Source organism: Roseovarius sp. AK1035 (genome assembly GCF_003288315.1).
GTDB lineage: Bacteria > Pseudomonadota > Alphaproteobacteria > Rhodobacterales > Rhodobacteraceae > Roseovarius > Roseovarius mucosus_A.
Genome location: NZ_CP030099.1, coordinates 2,680,543 through 2,701,881, shown reverse-complemented (window position 1 = coordinate 2,701,881; position 21,339 = coordinate 2,680,543). Strand labels below are relative to the sequence as shown.

General features: G+C 62.0%; 17 protein-coding genes and 1 tRNA gene. 6 read left to right on the top strand and 12 right to left on the bottom strand.

The window, feature by feature from the left end; all coding sequences use genetic code 11:
• Positions 1-95: 95 nt before the first annotated feature.
• The 6 genes from RAK1035_RS12910 to RAK1035_RS12885 form a co-directional block, all read right to left on the bottom strand.
• Positions 96-171 (bottom strand) — tRNA-Trp (locus RAK1035_RS12910).
• 85 nt (positions 172-256) lie between these two features.
• Positions 257-1,495 carry a CoA transferase gene (locus tag RAK1035_RS12905; RefSeq protein ID WP_008282016.1) on the bottom strand — a complete coding sequence of 413 codons (1,239 nt, stop codon included), beginning with the start codon at positions 1,493-1,495 and terminating at the stop codon, positions 257-259.
• Positions 1,496-1,778: 283 nt separating this feature from the next.
• Positions 1,779-3,626: an ABC transporter ATP-binding protein gene (locus tag RAK1035_RS12900; protein ID WP_008282015.1), complete on the bottom strand. Its 1,848-nt coding sequence runs from the start codon at positions 3,624-3,626 to the stop codon at positions 1,779-1,781.
• A gap of 71 nt (positions 3,627-3,697) precedes the next feature.
• Positions 3,698-4,873 carry an elongation factor Tu gene (gene tuf, locus RAK1035_RS12895; RefSeq protein ID WP_008281866.1) on the bottom strand — a complete coding sequence of 392 codons (1,176 nt, stop codon included), beginning with the start codon at positions 4,871-4,873 and terminating at the stop codon, positions 3,698-3,700.
• A gap of 125 nt (positions 4,874-4,998) precedes the next feature.
• Positions 4,999-5,655, bottom strand: a complete 657-nt coding sequence (locus tag RAK1035_RS12890) for a hypothetical protein (protein WP_008282014.1) — start codon at positions 5,653-5,655, stop codon at positions 4,999-5,001.
• Positions 5,656-5,796: 141 nt separating this feature from the next.
• Positions 5,797-6,546, bottom strand: coding sequence for a hypothetical protein (locus RAK1035_RS12885; protein ID WP_008282013.1), 750 nt, complete (start codon positions 6,544-6,546; stop codon positions 5,797-5,799).
• Between the two features lie 128 nt (positions 6,547-6,674).
• Here RAK1035_RS12885 and RAK1035_RS12880 point away from each other — a divergent pair, with 128 nt between their 5' ends.
• Positions 6,675-8,036: a cytochrome P450 gene (locus RAK1035_RS12880; protein WP_008282012.1), complete on the top strand. Its 1,362-nt coding sequence runs from the start codon at positions 6,675-6,677 to the stop codon at positions 8,034-8,036.
• Between the two features lie 12 nt (positions 8,037-8,048).
• On the opposite strand, the gene RAK1035_RS12875 is transcribed toward RAK1035_RS12880, so the two are convergent.
• A complete protein-coding gene (locus tag RAK1035_RS12875; protein ID WP_008282011.1) occupies positions 8,049-9,209 on the bottom strand; it encodes a M20 aminoacylase family protein in 1,161 nt (386 codons plus the stop codon).
• A 174-nt stretch (positions 9,210-9,383) separates the two neighbouring features.
• Between RAK1035_RS12875 and RAK1035_RS12870 the strand changes: the two genes are divergently transcribed.
• The gene (locus RAK1035_RS12870) at positions 9,384-11,663 is read left to right on the top strand and encodes a DEAD/DEAH box helicase (protein WP_008282010.1); all 2,280 of its coding nucleotides are present in this window, start codon (positions 9,384-9,386) and stop codon (positions 11,661-11,663) included.
• 72 nt (positions 11,664-11,735) lie between these two features.
• Here the strand turns inward: RAK1035_RS12870 and RAK1035_RS12865 are convergent, their stop codons facing one another.
• A complete protein-coding gene (locus RAK1035_RS12865; protein WP_008282009.1) occupies positions 11,736-13,250 on the bottom strand; it encodes an aldehyde dehydrogenase (NADP(+)) in 1,515 nt (504 codons plus the stop codon).
• A gap of 176 nt (positions 13,251-13,426) precedes the next feature.
• Between RAK1035_RS12865 and RAK1035_RS12860 the strand changes: the two genes are divergently transcribed.
• The 4 genes from RAK1035_RS12860 (at position 13,427) to RAK1035_RS12845 (ending at position 16,355) form a co-directional block, all read left to right on the top strand.
• Complete coding sequence (locus tag RAK1035_RS12860) at positions 13,427-14,233, top strand: ABC transporter substrate-binding protein (protein ID WP_008282008.1); 807 nt, start codon at positions 13,427-13,429, stop codon at positions 14,231-14,233.
• Between the two features lie 75 nt (positions 14,234-14,308).
• The gene (locus tag RAK1035_RS12855) at positions 14,309-14,974 is read left to right on the top strand and encodes an amino acid ABC transporter permease (RefSeq protein WP_008282007.1); all 666 of its coding nucleotides are present in this window, start codon (positions 14,309-14,311) and stop codon (positions 14,972-14,974) included.
• Positions 14,975-14,986: 12 nt separating this feature from the next.
• A complete protein-coding gene (locus RAK1035_RS12850) occupies positions 14,987-15,640 on the top strand; it encodes an amino acid ABC transporter permease (protein ID WP_008282006.1) in 654 nt (217 codons plus the stop codon).
• Positions 15,633-16,355: an amino acid ABC transporter ATP-binding protein gene (locus RAK1035_RS12845; protein ID WP_008282005.1), complete on the top strand. Its 723-nt coding sequence runs from the start codon at positions 15,633-15,635 to the stop codon at positions 16,353-16,355. Before RAK1035_RS12850 ends, RAK1035_RS12845 begins: the two co-directional genes overlap by 8 nt.
• 49 nt (positions 16,356-16,404) lie before the next feature.
• Here RAK1035_RS12845 and RAK1035_RS12840 read toward each other — a convergent pair whose 3' ends face one another.
• From RAK1035_RS12840 to lhpI, 4 genes are read right to left on the bottom strand one after another with little or no spacing between them, the layout of a single operon-like run.
• Positions 16,405-17,646, bottom strand: a complete 1,242-nt coding sequence (locus RAK1035_RS12840) for an NAD(P)/FAD-dependent oxidoreductase (RefSeq protein ID WP_008282004.1) — start codon at positions 17,644-17,646, stop codon at positions 16,405-16,407.
• 21 nt (positions 17,647-17,667) lie between these two features.
• Positions 17,668-18,582, bottom strand: coding sequence for a 4-hydroxyproline epimerase (locus RAK1035_RS12835; protein ID WP_008282003.1), 915 nt, complete (start codon positions 18,580-18,582; stop codon positions 17,668-17,670).
• Positions 18,573-19,532: a dihydrodipicolinate synthase family protein gene (locus RAK1035_RS12830; RefSeq protein ID WP_008282002.1), complete on the bottom strand. Its 960-nt coding sequence runs from the start codon at positions 19,530-19,532 to the stop codon at positions 18,573-18,575. Before RAK1035_RS12830 ends, RAK1035_RS12835 begins: the two co-directional genes overlap by 10 nt.
• 45 nt (positions 19,533-19,577) lie before the next feature.
• Complete coding sequence (lhpI, locus tag RAK1035_RS12825) at positions 19,578-21,278, bottom strand: cis-3-hydroxy-L-proline dehydratase (RefSeq protein ID WP_008282001.1); 1,701 nt, start codon at positions 21,276-21,278, stop codon at positions 19,578-19,580.
• Positions 21,279-21,339: the final 61 nt, after the last annotated feature.

The window sequence follows — 21,339 nt, the reverse complement described above, 5'->3', positions numbered from 1 at the left end:
TCCAAATAAAACCGTATTTGAGGCTGATTTTAAGCACTTTTGACGCGCCCTGATCCGCCTCAGGTCACGACAAACGGTCAACGCGTGTTGAAAATTGGCAGGGGCAGCAGGGTTCGAACCCGCGACCTACGGTTTTGGAGACCGTCGCTCTACCAGCTGAGCTATACCCCTAAGGCCGAGCGCCGGATTACGCCAGCTTGGACCGGGAATCAAGCGCCCTGAGGCGGATTTCGTCATGAAATCCACAATTTCCTGTTCAGGCGGCCGGACGTGCCCCGAAGCGGGGGCTTTGTACGACGCCAGTATCAAAAAGCTGCGCAATCTCTGTGTCGCTGAGGCCAGCCACATCGCCCAAAACTTCTTCGGTATGCGCGCCAAGTTGCGGCGCGGGCTGGGGTGCTGCTCTTTCATGGGCCGAAAATGCCGCAGGATGTCCGGGCACCGGAAACCGGCCCAAACCCGGCTGCATCAAGAGTTTGAACATAGGATTATCTTCGCTCAGATCCGGATCTTCGGCCAAAGCCTCGCGCACGGTTCGAAAAACCGACCAGGTCAGGCCTGCCGCATCAAACGCCTCGGCAAAACTGCTCAATTCGCGCGTCGCGAACCATGGGCGCAGGATCGCCGTGATCTCGCGGCGCAGGTGCCAGCGATTGCCCTCATCATTCAGATCGCGACCGCTGCGCGCGGCCAAGGCTGCCATCGCGGCCTCGGTGCCCGTGGCCTTGACCAGCCCACGCCATTGGCGATGGGTCAGACCGATCACCATCACCCGCCGCCCGCAAGCACAGACGAAATCCTGGCCATACGCCCCGTATAGCGCATTGCCCGACTTGCCGCGCTCCTTGTCATTGAGGGCGGCATCACCAATCAGCCCCAGATGCCCGATGGTGGCCGCTGCCACATCCTTGAGCGACAGTTCAACCTCTTGCCCCCTGCCCCGGCGCAAACGCTCGCGCTCTGCCGCCAAAAGCGAGGACACCACCAAGTGTCCCGCCGCTATATCCCAAGCGGGCAAGGCATGGGCCACAGGTTCGGGCCAGCCCACAGGCCCCGTCATCTCGGGTATCCCAAGGGCGGGGTTGACGGTGTAGTCCACAGCCGGGCGACCGTGACGATCCCCCATGAGCGTGACCATCACCAAATCCGCGCGGTATTGGCTGAGGGTTTCATAATCCATCCAGCCGCGCACTCGCAGGTTGGTCAGGAAAAGGCCGGCATCCTCGCCCGGCGCAGTGATGATCCGCGTCACGAGGTCCTGCCCCTCGGGGCGGGTCATATCCACGGCGATGGATTTCTTGCCCTTGTTCAGCCCCGCCCAAAAGAGGCTTTGCCCAGACGGGGCCAGCGGCCAACGGCCCGCATCAAGCCCGCCTCCCATGCGGTCAAACCGGATGACCTCGGCCCCCATCTGTGCCAGCGTCATTCCCGCCAGCGGCACCGCAACAAAGGCCGATCCTTCGACCACGCGCATTCCTTTGAGTATCCCGCCCATGCCGTGCCCTCCCGCGTGCCGGTCCCTGCACCGCGGCCAAAGGGCCGCATGCCGATATCATTTCAGACTGACAGGGATTGAAATAAAGTCAATATTTCAATGGCTTATGTGAATACAACGGCATGCCGCGCGGCCTTTGCTCCTGCAGCAAATCGGGCTGCGCTTGATTTTGATCGAGAATTCAAGGACCGGGGCGCGATCCGGCCTGCTGGTGCTGCACCTGAAAACCGTTTTCCACAGGTTGGAAGAGGCGCGGCAGAATGACCCACCACGCCGCTTTCCCTCAATCCATCAGGAAGCCGCCCGATTGCCGCGCCCAGAGACGGGCATAAAGCCCGTCTTGCGCCAGCAGTTGCGCATGCGTGCCCTGCTCGACGATTCGGCCCTCGTCCATGACGATAAGCCGGTCCATTGCGGCAATCGTCGAGAGGCGATGCGCGATCGCGATCACGGTCTTGCCCTGCATCAGCCGGTAAAGCTGTGTCTGAATGGCGGCCTCCACCTCGGAATCAAGCGCCGATGTCGCCTCGTCCAACACCAACAGCGGCGCATCCTTAAGCGCCGCGCGCGCAATCGCAATCCGCTGACGTTGCCCACCCGAGAGCTTGACGCCGCGCTCGCCCACATGCGCCTCTAGGCCCCTGCGTCCGCGCGCATCCTCCAGCCCGGCTATAAACTCCGTCGCCTCGGCCAGATCGGTGGCGGCGCGAATTTCAGCGTCGGTCGCATCGGGGCGGCCATAGGCGATATTCTCGCGCACGGACCGGTGCAAAAGCGCGGTATCCTGCGTCACCACGCCGATGGCCGCGCGCAGGCTGTCTTGTGTCACCTGCGAAACATCCTGACCGTCGATCAGGATGCGCCCGCCGCTCAGGTCGTGAAACCGCAGCAAGAGGTTGATGAGCGTCGATTTTCCAGCGCCAGAGCGCCCGACCAGCCCCACCTTTTCCCCCGGTGCCAGCGTCAGATCAAGACCGTCGATCACCGGCACCTTGCGTGTGCTGCTGCTGTCGTAGACAAAGCGCACCGCTTCGCAGCGCACGGCCCCCTTATGCACCATCAACGGCGTCGCCGTCGGGCTATCTTGCACCGTGCGCGGCATGGCAAGCGTGGCCAACCCGTCGCGCGCGGTGCCGACATTTTCGAACAGCGCGGCGAATTCCCACATGATCCAATGCGACATGTTTCCAAGCCGCAAGGCAAGCGGAATGGCAACCGCGAGTGCGCCAAGATCAATCCGCCCCTGCACCCAAAGCCAAAGGCCAAGCCCCGTGACCGCCCCGGTCAGCAGGGCATTGAGCAGGTTGACCGACATATCCTGCACCGCCACAAGACGCATTTGCCGATGCACGGTCTGAAGGAACCCATCCAAACCGGCGCGGGCATACGCCTCTTCGCGTGCGGCATGGCTGAACAGCTTGACCGTGGCGATATTGGTGTAGCTGTCAACAATCCGTCCCGTCATATCAGCCCGGGCATGCGCCTGTTCCTGTGCAACCCGCCCCAGACGTGGCACGATGACGCCCAAAAGAGCACCATAGGCCAGTGCCCAGATGGCAAAGGGTGCGGCAAGGCGGATATCTTGCGTGCCCGCCAGAACGAGCGTTCCGATGAAATAGGCCAAAATATAGACCGCCACATCCATCAGTTTCATCACGGTTTCCCGCACGGCCAAGGATGTCTGCATCAGCCGGGTGGCGATGCGGCCGGCAAACTCTTCTTGGAAATAGCCCATCGACTGCCCCAAGAGCCAGCGATGCCCCTGCCAGCGGATGCGCTGCGGGAAATTGCCCATCAGGGTCTGATACATGATCAGCGCGCCCATGACGCTGAGCAGCGGCAGCACGATCAAAAGCAGCACGCCCATGCCGCCAAGGCGCGCGGCCTCTTCGCCCAGAAACCGCTCTGGTCCAAGCTCCGACATGCGATTGACTAGCGTGCCGAGATAGCCGAGCAGAACAATTTCAACAGCCGCAAACACAGCCGAAATCACCGACATTGCGATGAGCCATGGCGCCACAGGGCGCGCGTAATGCCATAGAAACGGCCAAAACCGCGCCGGCGGCTGGCTGGGTTGCAACGCGGGATAGGCGTCGATACGCGCCTCGAAATACTGAAAAATACGCTTCATATCCGACTCCGAAATGCAAAGGGGGCGCGCAGTGACCCGCACGCCCCCTGTCAGTCAGAGCGGATCAGACGTTACTCGATGATCTTCGACACGACGCCGGCGCCGACGGTGCGGCCGCCTTCGCGGATGGCGAAGCGCAGGCCGTCTTCCATGGCGATGGGCGCGATCAGCTCAACCGTGAACTTCAGGTTGTCGCCCGGCATCACCATTTCGGTGCCCTCGGGCAGCATCACCGTGCCGGTCACGTCCGTGGTGCGGAAGTAGAACTGCGGGCGGTAGTTGGCAAAGAACGGCGTATGACGGCCACCCTCTTCCTTGGTCAGGATATAGGCCTCGGCCTCGAACTTGGTGTGCGGCTTGACCGAACCGGGCTTGCACAGCACTTGGCCGCGCTCGACACCTTCACGGTCCACACCGCGCAAGAGTGCGCCGATGTTGTCGCCCGCTTCCCCACGATCCAAGAGCTTGCGGAACATCTCGACGCCCGTGCAGGTGGTGGTCTTGGTGTCGCGGATGCCCACGATCTCGATGCTGTCGCCAACGTTGATCACGCCACGCTCGATCCGACCGGTCACAACCGTGCCACGGCCCGAGATCGAGAACACGTCTTCGATCGGCATCAGGAACGGCTGATCCACGGCGCGTGCGGGCGTCGGGATATAGCTGTCAACCGCTTCCATCAGCGCGCGGATCGAGTTCTCACCGATCTCCGGCTGGGTGCCGTTCATCGCATGCAGCGCCGAGCCGCGCACGATCGGAATATCGTCGCCGGGATAGTCGTAGGAGGTCAGCAGCTCGCGGATCTCCATCTCGACCAGCTCGAGCAGCTCTTCGTCATCCACCTGATCGACCTTGTTCATGTAGACGACCATGAAGGGGATGCCCACCTGACGACCGAGCAGGATGTGCTCGCGCGTCTGCGGCATCGGGCCGTCAGCCGCGTTCACAACCAGGATCGCGCCATCCATCTGGGCGGCACCGGTGATCATGTTCTTCACATAGTCGGCGTGGCCGGGGCAGTCGACATGCGCATAGTGACGCGCCTCGGTCTCATACTCCACATGCGCGGTCGAGATCGTGATCCCGCGCGCCTTCTCTTCAGGCGCCCCGTCAATCTGGTCATAGGCCCGGAACTCGCCGAAATACTTGGTGATCGCCGCCGTCAACGTCGTCTTGCCGTGGTCAACGTGACCAATCGTGCCGATGTTCACATGCGGCTTGTTACGTGCAAACTTTTCCTTTGCCATATCTCAGGACGCCTTGTCAGTTGGGGGGCCAGGGTGGCCCGAGGGTTACATCGCGCGCCGTTTATTGGGTTGCGCCGGGAAAATCAAGCCGTTCCTCTCAAATGATGAACCGAACAAGCAAGGTGTCATTTGGGTCCAAAGAGTCTCACCCTAGCATTCCCGGCCAATGCCGATGCAAACAACTTTACCTCTTCCTCGGGAGCCTTGGCCTTGGCACTGGTCCCGACAAGACCAACCATCAATATATTGGTGGCCGCCGAGGCCTGACCGCGGAGGTCCAGGCCACGCCCTAACTGCTCACCTGTAGTAGCATCCGTTACGGTTGCACGGGCAAGCACGGTGCTGATTTCGGGGGCTCCTCCCGGCGGGATGAAGGACATCCGCCCCTCGGGCTTTATGTATGCGCCCTTCAGGGCAATGTTGATATGCACCGGACGATCGCCCATTGGATCAGCCGGTCTGACAATGGCATTCATGTACGCTTGAACAGTTTCCATAATTCTTTGATCAGTGAAGGATAATTCGGTCGGGACGCGCTCATATTCAGGCGCAAGCACGACAGTCAATTTCTCTATTCTGAAATCCTTTGTCTGCTCCAAGGTAAGCGCCTTGTTCGGATGAATCGTGCTAGAACTCTGGTTCGACCCAAGCGCGTTCGTTTGAATCTTACTCTGCTGCGGTACGCCGGTTCCAATGGTTGAACCGGCAGTATCCGCAGTGGTCTGGCATCCAACCAAAAAACTTGCAGCGGACAAGCTGACAAACACTCTTCTATCAATCATAATGCCAGTTCTCCATGTAACAATTATACCGTGACCCGCGCGGGTTAACACAAATCCCAAGAACACCTGAATACCACTGGATTGCAATAATCTCGTCTTTTGCTTTTGCCAAACAAAAGCTCCCTGCGCGCAATGTTCGCACTATTCTGCGGGCAGTGCGACGGTCGGTTCCTCGATCACTTCGGCAGCGGCGTTGGCCAGATCGGCGGCGCTCGGGGTTTCCGTCTGGGTCGGTACGGGCGCATCCTCGGACCCAGTGGCTGGGACGGTGGGCGCCTCGGCCTTTGGGGTCTCAGCCTGAGGTGCTGCTTCCTCCCGCGCCTCGGGGCGCTCCTTGTCATTCGCGGGCACGCCATCGTCTTCGAACCAGCCAAACTCGTTATTCTGTTGCACCAACCAGTTCTGGATCTGCTTGGCGGCATTGCGGCTGAGGTTCTCGAGTTGCTTTTCCTTGCTTTGGGTCAGGCCCGAGCCAAGGAACGTATTGCCGGAAAAGCTCTCGACCACTGTCACCAGATGTGGCTTGGCGTTGAGCTTGCCGCCCTTGGCATCATCCCAAGCGGTGACATTGAGGATCAGCGCCGATTTCGGCGACGCAACCAACGGCACGCCCGGAATGGCCAGCACATAGCCTTCGACACTTACCCCCAGATGATAGAGTTTGGTGCCCTCATAGCGCCCGAACCGATCCGTCATCGCCTCGGTCATCGCGGCGATCCATTCCTCCTTGGACGCCTCGCGCGATGCGGGGCCCTTGGTTAGGTTCGGGGCCACCACAACATTATGCCCCAGATGGAAATTGCCCAAATAGGCCGGGGCCTCGTCAAGATCGTTGGGATTGGTGCAGGCGGCCATCAGGGCAAGCCCGAAGAGCGCGAAGAGACGGATCATCAAGCAATTCCCCAGAGGTGACAGTTCGGGCAGGGATAGCCCAGTCATCGCCGACACGCAATCATTTGCCCCCGCCCCTCCTGCGCCCTATCTATGCCCCAGTTGCCCAGAGGTGCCCGATGTCCCCCATGCCCCGCCAGACGCCCCATACTTTGCCCGCGCATGTGCCCTTGGTGACAGAGCCGATGGGCGTGCTGGCCAGCCTGAAGGCCGCGCGGCGCAACATCCTGTCGATCATCCCCGAGATTGCCACGCGGCAACCCATGGTCTCGGGACGTACCGGCAAACGCTGGCACATGGTGATGGACCCCGGCGCGATCCGCCGGATGCTGTTGGAAGAGCTGGACAATTACCCGAAATCCATTGTCACCAAGAACCTTCTGCGCCCCGCCATTGGCGAGTCGCTCTTTATTGCCGAGGGCGCGCATTGGCGCTGGCAACGGCGCACGGCCGCGCCGGTCTTTTCTCATCGCAACGTGATGAACCTCGCGCCGATCATGACAGCCGCTGCCGAACAAAGTGCAGCACGTGTGGCGGCAGCAGGCCCGCGTGCGGTGGATATGGCCGCCGAGATGGTGCGCACCACCTTTGATGTCATCGCCGACGTGACCTTTTCCGGCGACGGCATGTTCAATGTGGACGCCGTGCATCGCGGTATTGATGCCTATATTTCAGAGGCGGGCAAAATCTCGCTTTTTGATATCTTGGGCTTTCCCGATTGGGTGCCGCGCCCGGGGCGCGTGATGTCGGGTGGCTCGGTGGCTGAGATGAAGCGCGTGGCAGACGAGGCCGTCGAGGCGCGGCGCGCGCGCGGGTCAGAGGGCGTGCCAGACCTTCTTGATCTTTTGCTAGACGGCGAAGACCCCGAGACGAAGCGCCGGATGAGCACGCCCGAGTTGCGCGACAACCTGCTGACTTTCATTGTCGCGGGGCATGAGACAACAGCGCTGACGCTGGGCTGGTCGCTCTACCTCTGCGCCTTTGATCAGGCTGTGCAGGACCGCGCCCGCGCCGAGGCGCAAGCCGTGCTGGGGGGCCGTGCCGCGACGGGCGCGGATGTGGCCCGCCTGCCCTATATTCGCCAGATCATCGACGAGGCACTGCGCCTCTATCCGCCTGCGGGCATCATCTCGCGCACTGCGCAAGTTGCCGATACGCTGTGCGGGCGTGACATTCGACCCGGTGATACGGTGATCATCCCGATCTATGCGCTGCACCGAAACCACCAGCTCTGGCCAGAGCCAGACGCGTTCAACCCCGACCGTTTTGCCGATCGCAAGACCATCGAGCGCTATGCCTATCTGCCCTTTGGCGATGGGCCGCGTATTTGCATTGGTGCCAGTTTTGCCCTGCAAGAGGCGGTGATCATTCTCGCAACGCTGCTCTCGCGGTTCAGGTTCACCCCGGTGCCGGGGCGTGACCCCGACCCGGTGATGATCCTGACGTTGCGGCCCCAGGGGGGCGTCTGGCTTATGGCAGAGCCGGTGTGATCCGGGTTGGGATCACGCTGGCATACGTTCTTCGACGATCCCCGCCCACCAGCTACAACCCGCCGGAATAGCCTCGTCATTGAAATTGTAATCGGGGCTGTGGACCATGGCGGTATCGCCGTTACCGACCAGAATATAGGCGCCGGGGCGCTCTTCGAGCATGAAGGCGAAATCTTCGCCGCCCATGACCAAAGGTGCCTCTTCACACCCGCCGCTGACCTTGGCCGCAACGCTCGCTGCAAACTCTGTCTGTTCCTCGTGGTTGATCATCACCGGATAACCCCGGTGATAGCTTACTTCGGCCTTGCCGCCGAAACCCGCCGTCACATGCTCGCAAAGCGCGCGAATGCGCTGCTCGGCCAGATTGCGCATCTCAGGGCTCATGGTGCGGACAGTGCCACGCAGATGCACCCCCTGCGGGATTACGTTGAAAGCGGTCGAAGAGGTCTGAAACGACGTGACCGACACCACTATCTGATCCACAGGATCAGCGTTGCGGCTGGCGATGGTTTGGAACATCGTGACCAGATGCGCGGCCATGACAGTGGTATCCACGGTTTCATGCGGCTTTGCCGCATGTCCACCCTTGCCAGTCAGCGCGATGTCGAACTGGTCTGTCGCCGCAAAAAACGCACCGGGGCGAATGGCAAAGCTGCCCACCGGGCGGCCCGGCCAGTTGTGCATACCGTAAACTTCCTGAATGCCGAAGCGGTCCATCATGCCATCCTCGCACATCTCGCGCCCGCCTGCCCCGCCTTCCTCGGCGGGCTGAAAGATGACCACGGCCGTGCCATCGAAATTGCGGGTCTCTGCCAGATATTGCGCGGCCCCAAGCAGCATCGCGGTATGCCCGTCATGGCCGCAGGCATGCATCGCACCGGGGGTCTTGCTGGCATAGTCCACGCCAGTGGCCTCGTGAATGGGCAGCGCGTCCATATCGGCGCGCAGGCCGATCACCCGGCCCGATGCAGTGCTGCGGCCCTTGATCACCCCCACCACGCCGGTGCGACCAATGCCTGTCACCACCTCGTCACAGCCAAACGCCTTGAGCTTTTCGGCAACCAGTGCGCTGGTGCGATGCGTCTCATAGAGGATCTCGGGATGGGCATGGATATCGCGGCGCCATTCTGTTATGTCGGTGTGCAATTCGGCAAAGCGGTTCTTGACGGGCATCGGTCAGCCTCCTGTTCGCAAATTCGGGATTTTCCCCAAGGTGGCGCAATCCCGATGCGACCACAAGGGGCACTGCCAGACAGACGTATTTCCCATATACAACAGCGCGTGACTGAGCTATGCGTCGCGGCTTGACGCGCAAGCCGCACCCCTTTTTCGGAACCGACCTCCCCCATGATCCTGCCTGCCCTCTCCAATGCTCTTGCCGCGCGCGGCTATGAAACCCTGACGCCTGTGCAAGAGGCGGTAACGGACCCCGCGCTGTCTGGCTCTGATCTTCTGGTCTCGGCCCAGACCGGATCTGGTAAAACCGTGGGGTTTGGCCTTGCGATCGCGCCCACCCTGCTGGGGGGTGAGGACCGCTTGCCGCCTGCCGCCGCACCGCTGGCCCTGATCGTGGCCCCAACGCGAGAGCTGGCGCTTCAGGTCATGCGCGAGCTGAGCTGGCTTTATGCCGAAGCCGGTGCGCGTTTGGTCACTTGCGTTGGCGGGATGGATGCCCGTGACGAGCGGCGCGCGCTGGAGCGCGGGGCGCATATTGTTGTCGGCACGCCCGGACGTCTGTGTGACCACATCAATCGCGGCGCGCTCGACATGACAAGCCTGCGCGCCATCGTGCTTGACGAGGCCGATGAGATGCTCGATCTCGGTTTTCGCGAAGACCTCGAATTCATGCTGGCCGCAGCGCCCGAAGATCGCCGCACGCTGATGTTTTCGGCCACCGTGCCGCCGATGATCGCCAAGCTGGCTGAGAAATTCCAGCGCGATGCGCAGCGTGTGACCACGCTCACCGGCGCGAAACAGCATGCTGATATCGCCTATCAGGCGCTGACTGTGTCACCGCAAGATGCCGAGGGCGCCGTGATCAACCTGCTGCGTTATCACGATGCCCAGAATGCGATTGTGTTCGCCAATACCCGCGCCATGGTAGCCCGCCTGACGGCACGCCTGTCCAATCGCGGCTTTGCCGTGGTCTCGCTCTCAGGTGAGTTGAGCCAGTCCGAGCGCACCCATGCCCTGCAGGCGATGCGCGACGGGCGGGCCCGGGTCTGTGTTGCCACCGATGTCGCCGCGCGGGGCATCGACCTGCCCAACCTTGATCTGGTCGTGCATGCCGAACTGCCCACCAATTCCGAAGGCCTCTTGCACCGCTCGGGCCGAACGGGTCGCGCCGGACGCAAGGGCATCTCTGCCCTTATCGTTCCGCTCAAATCGGCAAACAAGGCAGAGCGCCTGCTCAAATTCGCCAAGATCACCGCAGAATGGACCACGCCCCCCACGCCCGAGGATATCGAGGCCAAGGATCGCGAGCGCCTGTTGTCCGACCCGGTCTGGTCCGAAACGCCGTCCGAGACCGAAGGTGCCTTTGCCGCTGAATTGCTGGCGCTGCACAGCCCCGAGGTGATCGCCGCCGCCTACCTGCGTCTTTACAAATCGCGCTGGTCCGCACCCGAGGAACTGAGCGCGCCCGGCGCGCCAGCTCCGGCGCGCGAGCGGTCGGCCTTTGGCCCAAGCCGCTGGTTTGCGCTGTCGGTTGGCAATGACGACCGGGCCGAGGCGCGGTGGTTGCTCCCGCTTTTGTGCCGTGCTGGCAATCTCGACAAATCCGCGATTGGGGCCATCCGCGTGCAGGCTGCCGAAACCTTTGTCGAACTGGCAGAGGCCGCCGTTCCCGGATTTCTTTCGTCGCTCGGTGAGGGCGGGCAACTGGATGAGGGCATCACCGCCCGCGCCCTGGATAGTGCCCCGGCGTTTGCCCCTGCCCCGCGCGCCCCGCGCGAAGATCGTCCCGAACGTGCGCCCCGCGCCCCGCGAGAGGACCGCCCTGCGCGCGCGCCCCGCGAGTATGGCGGCTCGCGCGACCATTCTGCCCCACGCACCGCCCCCAAGCCGCGCCCGAAACCGGCAGGTGCGCCGCCCGCGGCAATGACCCGCGCGGTCGAGGATGGCACGGTAACCCCGTATCGCAAACCGCGTGCAGAGGCGGGCGATGCGCCGCGCCCGGCCAAAAAGCCTTGGTCCGGTGACAAGCCCGCTGGCAAACCTGCCAACAAGCCCTTTGGCAAGCCCGCCGGGGATCGCAAACCCGGTAAATCCTTTGGCAAGCCCGAAGGTCGGCCCTATGACAAGTCGGATAGCAAACCCGGCGCAAAGCCCTATGGCAAGCCGGGGGCGAAACCGTCGGACAAACCCTTTGACAAGCCGCGCGCGCGCCCTACGCCCCGTGACGCGGAACCAGCCGCGCCCAGACCCAATCTTGCGGCCGATACGTCCAAACGGTTTGTTCCACCCGGAGCGGCGAAAAAGCCCGGCAAACCCGGCACAGGCAAGACCTTTGCTGGCAAACCCGGCGCGGGAAAGCCTGCCGCTGGAAAGCCCAAAGGCAAAGGTGCTGCACCCAAAGCCCGCGCGGGATTTGGCGGCAGCACCCCACCGAAGCGCGGCAAGCCGTGATGTGCTGACATAGCTCTGAAAAGCAACAGGCCGGGATTTTCCCGGCCTGTGTGTTTTAGAACGCTACGAACCCTAAACCAAATCTTCGGGCAAGAGGGCCTCGGGGATGTTCTGGTAACAGACGGGCCGCAGGAAGCGGCGGATCGAGAGGGTGCCCACAGAGGTGGCACCGAAATTGGTCGAGGCCGGATACGGCCCGCCGTGGACCATCGCATCGCAGACTTCAACGCCGGTTGGAAAGCCATTGGTCAGCACCCGGCCCGCCTTGCGTTCCAACACGGGCAACAGGCAGCGCGCAAGAGGCGTGTCGCCTGCGTCCATGTGCAGGGTGGCGGTCAACTGGCCCTTGAGGCTCTGCGCGACGGCTGCCATTTCCTCGGCATTCTCGGCCACAACGATCAGGCCAAGGGGCCCAAAGACCTCTTCGCCAAGCGCATGATTGCCCAGCCAGTCGCGCGCAGCGACCCGGTAGAGAAAGGGCTTGGCCTGACGTTGATCACAAATCGCGGTCAACAGGTCTTGCACCCCCGTCTGCGCCGCCATCTGCGCCGCACCCGCCACGTAGGCCGCAGCAATTCCATCGGTCAGCATCACTTGCGCACCGCTCTCACTCAGCGCCGCGCGCGTTGCTTCTGCAAAGGCCTCTGCCTCTGGTCCTTTGAGGACAACCGCAATGCCCGGATTGGTGCAAAACTGCCCCGCGCCCATCGTCAGCGATCCGGCCCAGCCGGTTGCGATGGCCGCCCCGCGCGCAGCCATTGCCTCGGGCAACAGAAACATCGGATTGACGCTGCCCAATTCGCCGAAAAAGGGGATCGGCTCGGGGCGCGCCGCGCAGAGATCAAAGAGCGCACGACCCCCTGCCAGAGAGCCGGTAAAGCCAACCGCCCGGATCAAGGGATGCTGCACCAACGCCTGTCCAACCGCACGATTGCCACCCTGCACAAGGCTAAACACGCCGCTTGGCATCGCAGATTTCACAATCGCCGCATGGATGGCCTCGGCCACCACTTCGGAGGTGCCGGGATGCGCGCCGTGGCCCTTGACCACCACCGGACAGCCCGCCGCGAGGGCAGCCGCCGTATCCCCGCCTGCCGTGGAAAAGGCGAGCGGGAAATTCGATGCGCCAAAGACCGCCACCGGACCGATGGGCCGTTGCATCATCCGCAAATCGGGGCGTGGCAGGGGTTTGCGGTCTGGCAGCGGAGCATCATGGCGACGGTCGAGGTAATCGCCCTTTAGGATATGCTCGGCAAAGAGCCGCAATTGCCCGGTGGTGCGCCCACGCTCGCCCTCAAGCCGCGCAGCAGGCAGGCCGGTCTCGGCGCAGCCGATCTCGGTGATCTGTGCGCCGCGCGCCTCGATTTCATCGGCGATAGCATGCAGAAACGCCGCGCGCGTGGCCCGGCTGGTGGTGCCAAAGGTCCAGAACGCCTCTTCCGCGGCCCGCGCCGCCCTATCGACAAGGTCCGGCGTGCCGACCGAAAACGCATGGCCTGCGCCCTCTGCCGGATCAGACAGCACTGTCTCTTCGGTGCCAGTCCACGTGCCTGCAATCAGATGCTTGCCATGGGGGGTAAAGGTCATGGGAAATCCTTTCGGTCCGAGGGAAGATACGACCGCGATCAAAGGCCTGATGCGGGGTTTTCATGGCTTACCGATTTTTTTCCCGACATGCCAGTATTTTTCTTTTAGGAAAATTATTGCAAAAAAGAACCAAAGGCCTCATGCTGAGAAAAGAATCAACAGAGAGGGGACCACCAATGAAAAAAGTGACGCTTTTTGCTGCCTTGCTGGGCATGACCAGCATCGCAGGCACCGCTCAGGCGGACAAACTCGATGACATTATTTCCTCGGGCACATTGCGTTGCGCTGTCGTGCTCGATTTCCCGCCAATGGGGATGCGCGATGCCAACAACGTGCCGATCGGCTTTGACGTCGATTATTGCAACGATCTGGCCGCCGCTCTTGGCGTAGAGGCAGAAATCGTCGAAACCCCCTTCCCCGAGCGTATTCCGGCGCTGATGTCTGGCCGCGTCGATGTGGGCGTCGCCTCGACCTCGGACACGCTGGAGCGGGCCAAGACGGTCGGTTTCTCGATCCCCTATTTCGCCTTTGAAATGGCCGTAACCGCCAATTCCGGCACCGGCATCACCTCTTACGAGGGGATGAAGGGCCACACCGTCGGCGCGGTTGCAGGCACCTACGAGGCCATCGCGCTTGAGGCACAGGTCAAGGAATGGGGCGAGGGCGAATTCCGCCCCTACCAGACGCAGGCCGATGTGTTCCTGGCGCTGAGCCAAGGCCAGCTTGACGCGACCGTGTCGACATCCACCGTAGCACAGGCCAACGTGCAGTCGGGCAATTACAAGGACATCACCGTTGTAGGTTTTGCCCCTTTCGACACCGACTATGTGGCGCTATTTGCCAAGCGGGACGAATACGGCTTTCTCAACTATCTCGATCTTTTCGTGAACCAGCAGGTGCGCACCGGTCGATATGACGAGCTTTACGAGAAGTGGGTTGGCGGCGAAGTACCGAAACTGATGGTGCCGAACGCCTATCGCTGATAGCTTGCGCTAGGATTGGCGGCGCGGACACCCCGCGCCGCCATTTGCTATTTCCCCTAGGGGCGGGGTGTCCTGATGTTCAACTATACCTTCCAATGGAAACAGGCCCTGAACCGCCTGCCGCAGATGCTTGACGGGGCGCTGGTCACGATGGAAATCGCGATCCTCTCGATGGCCTTGGGCATAGCACTTGCCATCCTGCTTACCGTCTTCCGGTTATCGGGGTCACGCCCGCTGATGGCCTTTGCAACCACTTGGGTGGAAATTGCGCGCAATACGCCTGCCCTCTTTCAAATCTATATGGCGCATTTTGGCGTGGCCAGCTTTGGCATCCATTTCAGCCCCTTCGTGTCGATCCTGATCGGCATCACCTTCAACAATGCGGGCTATCTGACCGAGAATTTTCGCGGCGCACTCAAGGCGATCCCAGATACGCAGGGGCGCGCGGGGCGGTCTCTGGGCCTGACGCAGTTGCAATCCTTTCGCTACATCATCCTGCCGCAGATGCTGCGCATTTCCTTCCTGCCGATGACCAATCAGATGGTCTGGGCGATCCTGATGACCTCATTGGGCGTCACCGTGGGCATGAACAGTGATCTTTACGGGGTCACGCAGGATCTTAACGCACTGACGTTCCGCACATTCGAGCTGTTCGCGCTGGCCGCCGTGATCTTTTACCTGATCACCAAAACCATCACCATCGGCGGCCGCCTGATCGCGGCGCGTCTGTTCCGGTACTGAGGGGAGACGCGCATGTTCGACACCGCCCTCACCGCCAATGATCTGGTCTTTCTCGCCAAGGGCGCAGGGATCACGATCCTTGTCACGGCAATTTCCGTGGTCATCGGCACCCTCTTGGGCATCCTCTTTGGGGTGATCCGAATGCAGCTTGGCCCGGTTCTGGCCGCACCGCTGACCTTCTTTCTCGACATTTTCCGCTCTGTGCCGCTTCTCATTCAACTGGTCTTGGGCAACGCCTTTGTCGGCATGGTGCTGCAACTTCAGATTTCCGGCTTTACCGTGGCCTGCATCGTGCTGTCGCTCTACACCTCGGCCTATTGCGCCGAAATCGTGCGTGGCGGGATTGATGCGGTGCCGGAAATCACCCGTCGCGCGGCGCGGTCCCTTGGCCTGACATGGGGGCAGGACATGCGCTATATCGTGCTGCCGCTGGCCACGCGCGTCGCCCTGCCCTCGTGGATCGGTCTGGCGCTTGGGGTGATGAAGGACTCGGCGCTGGTCTATGTGGTGCAGGTCACCGAACTGTTGAAATCCACCCAAATCCTCATCACGCGCCTGCAAGAACCACTGTTCCTGCTGTTGATCTGCGGCGCGTTCTATTTTGTCATCAGCTTCCCGCTTGCCCGTTTCGGCGGCTATCTCGAAAAAAGGTGGTCCAATGATTGAGATCCAGAATGTCCGTAAATCCTTTGGCGATCTGGAGGTTCTCAAGGGGATCGACCTGACGGTGCAGCGTGGCGAGGTGGTGACCGTAATCGGCGGCTCTGGGTCAGGTAAATCTACCCTGCTGACCTGCATCAACGGGCTAGAGCCGATTGATAGTGGCCGCATCACCATCGACGGCACCGAGGTGCATGCCAAATCCACCAATCTCAACAAGCTGCGCCGCAAGGTGGGCATCGTGTTTCAGCAATGGAACGCCTTTCCGCATCTGACGGTGCTGGAAAATGTCACCCTTGCCCCGCGCAAGGTGCTGGACATGGCCAAGGCAGAGGCCGAAGCGATCGCCGAAAAGCAGCTGCGACATGTCGGTCTGGGCGACAAGCTGACAACCTATCCTTCGCGTCTCTCGGGCGGGCAACAACAGCGCATGGCCATTGCCCGTGCACTGGCCATGTCACCCGATTACATGCTCTTTGACGAGGTGACATCCGCGCTTGATCCGCAGCTCGTGGGCGAGGTTCTGGAAACCCTCAAGATGCTGGCCGAAGAAGGCATGACCATGATCTGCGTGACGCATGAGATGGGCTTTGCCCGCGATGTGTCGAACCGCGTGGCGTTCTTTCATCAGGGCATCATGGCCGAAATCGGCGCGCCGGATCAGCTCTTTGGCGATCCGCAACACCCCGAGACGCAGAAGTTTCTGGCCAATGTTCGGTAAGAGGGAAAGGCCGGGTTGGGGCGGTTGACGCCTCCCAACCCCGCACCCTTTAAAATCGCGCGGCGTCAAACGCCTGCAGTTCTATCGCCGGATCACGGTGTGCGGCAAGCGCCGCCACCAATTCAGCCGTGCCCGCCGATTGCGTCAGCCCCAGATGCCCGTGACCAAAGGCATAGATCACCCGGTCGGCGCGCGGCGCGCGTGAAATGATCGGCAAGCTATCGGGCAACGAGGGGCGAAAGCCCATCCATTGCGTGCCGCCCTGTGGATCAAACCCTGGCAGGAAATCGCGGGCCTTGCGCAGCAGCGTTTCCGCGCGTTTGTAGTTGGGCGCAAGGCGCAGGCCGCCCAGTTCCACAGCCCCACCCACGCGCAGCCCCTCGCCAATCTTGCTCACGACAAAGCCGTGGTCGGCAAAGGTCAGATGGGTGCGCAGATCGAAACTGGCGGTGGGAAATGTGGTGTTGTAACCGCGCTCGGTTTCGAGCGGGATCGCGTCCCCCAGCGTGCGCGCCAGATGGTGCGACCAAGCACCAGCAGCCAGAACCACCTGATCGGCGCATGTCGTGCCGGTGGCGGTCTCAATCTCGACGCCGTCGCCCGCCTGTCGCAGCGCGCGAATATCTGCGGTCTCGATCACGCCACCAACGGCCACAAACTGTTGCGCCAGATATTCGGTCCACCGCGCCGGATCGACGGTGTTCATCCAGTCGGGGGTATAGCCCGCATGTGTAAACCGTGGGCTGAGACCGGGTTGAATCTCGGCCAAGGCATTGGGGCTTTCCAAGAGGTCAAAGCGCACGCCATGCTGACGACGTAGGGTCCATGCGGGCAGGCTCGCGCGATAGGCCGCCTCGCCCTCGTAGACCTGCAACTGCCCTTCGCGGCGCATCAACGGCTCGCCGTCGACATTGGCGATCAAACGCTCCAAGGCCGCACGCGAATGGTGCATCAGGCTGGCCTGTGCCGCCACAGCCGCCGCATAGCGATCCTGCCAACTCGCCCGCCAGAACCGCAGCATCCACGGCAAAAGCGGCAGCGCATAGGCCGGTGGGATCGACAAAGGCCCCAGCGCATCGAGCAGCCATTTCGGTGCCTTGCGCAGGATGCCCGGCGTCGCCAGCGGCTCGATATCGGTATAGGCGAACGCGCCTGCATTGCCACGCGAGGTTTCTGCCGCCACGCCCTTGCGGTCCAGAATGCGGACGCGGTGACCCTCCCGTTGCAGCGCAAGCGCGCTGGTCACGCCGATGATGCCGGCACCGATGACGATGATGTCTGAGCGGGCCATGCGGCACCTTTGTTATAAGGGTTAGAGACGGATACCGTTGCGAAACGGATCGTTGGGATCAAATAGCAATGTGCTTTCGGCCATCACATAGGCGCGCCCAGTGATCGAGGGGATCACGCCGCCGCTTGGGCCGGGGGTATAGGACAGCCGATAGGTGCTGCCGATCACGCTTTCCTGCACGATCTCTTGCCCTGCGTCCAGCCGCCCCTCAGCCGCCAGACAGGCGAGCCGTGCCGAACATCCCGTGCCACAGGGCGAGCGGTCATAGGCGTTGTCAGGGCAAAGGACAAAGTTGCGGCTATGCGCCGCCGCATCATCAGAGGGGCCGTAAAAGATCACGTGATCCACGTCTATTCCCTGCGCCTGCACCGCGTCGCGCACAGCGATGGTGGCATCAGTCAGCGCGCGGATATTGCTGGAATGGACTTGAACGGGGCTGGGATCGACAAGGAAAAAGAGATTGCCGCCATAAGCGACATCGCCAGTGACAGCGCCAAGTCCCTCAATCTCGACCGTGACGCCGGTATGGGTGCGGCGGCTTTCGATATTGGTGACGGTGACGGTGTTGGCGTCGATAAGATCGACGGTGACGATGCCTACGGGCGTCTCGATCCGGTGAATGCCCGGTTTGATCCGGCCCATATGTGCCAGAGTGACCACAAGGCCGATGGTGCCATGGCCACACATGCCAAGCACCGCCTCGGCGTCAAAATAGATCACGCCGGTCACGCAAGTCGGGTCTGTTGGCGGCACCATCAGGGCACAGACCATCGCCACCTGACCACGCGGCTCAAGGCTGACCGATTGGTAAAAATCGCGATGCTCCGAGGCCAACAGCCGAGCGCGCTCGGACAGGGCACCAGACCCAAGGTCCGGCCCCCCGTCAAGGATCACGCGCGTCGGCTCGCCCCCGGTGTGGCTGTCGATCACATGCATTCAGCGATCACCCCGCCCTGTTTGACCCAATTGGCGAACCATGCGTTGAATTGATGGAACTGCGCCTCGCAGAACCGCGCCTGAGAGGGCGAGAGCGCATCAGTCTCGTTGATGTTGAGGCGGTATTCCTCTTCGCCCTTCAGCACCATGAGGTGCTTGAAATAGAGCACCAGATCGACGCCTTCGTCGAACTTGGCAATCACGGAAAACGCATCGGCCAGTTCGCGCGCGCGCATGTCCGCCTCGGGGCAACCCGTCGCTGCGCGGCGTGACAGTGCCACCTGCAAAAGCGCCTCTTTGGGGAACATCGTGCCGATGCCGGTAATGGCCCCGACCGCCCCGCATTTGACAAAGCCGTGGTACACTTCGGTATCGACCCCTACCATCAGGATCACGTCATCATCCTGCGAGGTGATGTGTTCAGCGGCGTAGCTGAGATCATTCTTGCCGCCAAACTCTTTGAAGCCGATCAGGTTCTTATGCTCGGCGCGCAGGGCAAAGAAGAGATCGGCCTTGGTCGAATAGCCGTAATAGGGGCTGTTGTAGATGATCGCGGGCACATCTGGGGCCGCCTCTAGTATGGCCTTGAAATGGTTGCGCTGTGCGGCGACAGACAGGCCCCGCGACAGAACGCGCGGGATCACCATAAGGCCCGCAGCCCCCACCTTTTGCGCATGCGCGGCATGGGCCACGGCAGATTTCGTGTTGATGGCGCCAGTGCCCACAACCACGGGCACGCCGGCCTTGGTCAGGCGTTCGACGCCCTCCATCCGCTCGGCGTCCGTCAAAAGCGGCCAGTCACCGCAGGACCCGCAATAGACCACGCCCGACATGCCTGCCGCGATCATTTCCTGCCCCTTGCGCACCAGCGCGTCAAAATCGGGTTTGCGGTCCGGGGTGCAGGGGGTCAGCAGGGCGGGGATGGTGCCGTGAAAGACGTCTTTGTTCATCGGAAAACTCCTTTGGATGCGTGGCGTTGTGCCTGTGGAGGCGGATCAGTGGCCAGCAAGGGCTGGAGCCGCGGCAATCCACGGCGGTGAGGTTGTGGGGGCCATGCCAGATTGCGCGGTCTGCGCACATTGCGCGAGCGAGCCAAACCGCACGGCACGATTGCTGAGACCCGGCGCGTAATGCGCATATTTGCCAGAGTTGGTCATCAGAACCTTTGCCGAAGGCGGAAAAACCGGCTCGGAAATCGAGCACCAGCAGATATCGGGCACGATGGTCACACCGGCGGCCTCAAGCCGTGCTTTGACGCCGCTCGCGGTGATGGTGCTCAGCGTGCCGCGACCAAGGGTGATGATCGTGGCTACGGCGGGATTGACCTGCCGCCCCTCCATCAATGCCGCAAAGGCGCTGCATTCGGCGGCGGAAAAATGCGGACTGCCAAGCGCCACCAGATCGACCTTTTCCGCACCTTGATTGAACCCTGACCAAAGCCGGGCAAAATCAGCCGCCGTGATGCGGGCGTGATCGGCATCGGGCGTGGGCGGCATGTCCGCCTCGGGCGTGATCCCTTCAATATGCATCATCGGCGAGGCAGAGGTGGTGCCATAGGCCGCGCAAAGCGCTTTGAGATCATCCTCGGAGGGATTCAGCCCCTCCAGCCCGCGCAAGAGCGGGATGCGGTCGGGGGCGACCTGACCAACGATCCAGCCCAGCATCGGCCAAAAGGCATCGTCGATCCCTTCAGGCACGTCGATGTCGATGATCCGACGGGCTGCGCGGTTCTGGTCGAGATAGACGCCAGAGCGTGCGGCACGCCCCGTCAGCGCAATGCAGAGGTCCATGAAATCGGCATGCTTCACGGTGCGCGCGCCCAGAACCGTGTTGGCGTAGATCACCGCATTGCTTTCGGCCCAGGCAATATCCTCGCCCGCGACCGGCTTGTCCTCAAGCAGATAGGGTGCACAGGTGAAACTGGGACGCGCGCCCATTTCGACATAGGCATCGGCCAATTGGCTGGCGGGCAGGCCGAAATCCTCGGCCACGCCCTGCGCGCGCCAATTGGCGTGATCGACTGAAATGGCGTTCATCGTGGTGGGCACCCGCACCCGCGCGCCCTTGTCCGCCATGGCGCGGGCAAAGGTCAGAAAGGCGGGGCTGGCATAGATGCAGCCGTCGATGTGCACGCGGGTCACATCAGTCAGGCTGGGCGCGCCTTGGGCGGCGGCGAGGGTGGTGATGATCTCCATCGCCAGTTGCGCCGCCTCGCCATGCTCCCCGGCAAGAAAGGCGCGGTCGCTATCCGACAGGGTCAGCCCCTCGGAGGCCACAGAGGTCAGCGGCATCTCCAGATCACCTGCGCGCAGATGGGTGGCGGTGATCTTGGCATGGGATTGCTGGGACAGACGGTCGTAGTCGGAGGCCGAGAGGCGCAGAACGGCAATCGGTCGATCAAAAAGCCGCGTGGCGACAAGCGCGCCCAAAGTCAGAATATCCTCGCCCTCGCGAAAGATCAGCGCCTTGGGCGCCGTGCCAGCAAAGGCCAGCCCCAAAAGTACGCCACTACCCGTGCAAGAGCCACGACTGGTCGGCATCATTACAACGTGACCGGCCAGCGATTGCCCCCGCTGCGGGTGATGCGCATCAATGATCCGCCCGCTCTGGGGATCAACACCGCCCCAGACGCTCAGCCCCTCATCGCAGAGCAGGATTGGCCCCTGAACCTCGGCGGCAACAATCAGGTCTGGCATGAAATCACCCTTTGTTGAAGTTTGTTTCCTGAGAAATTCGGTCCGGAAGACGGAAAAGTCC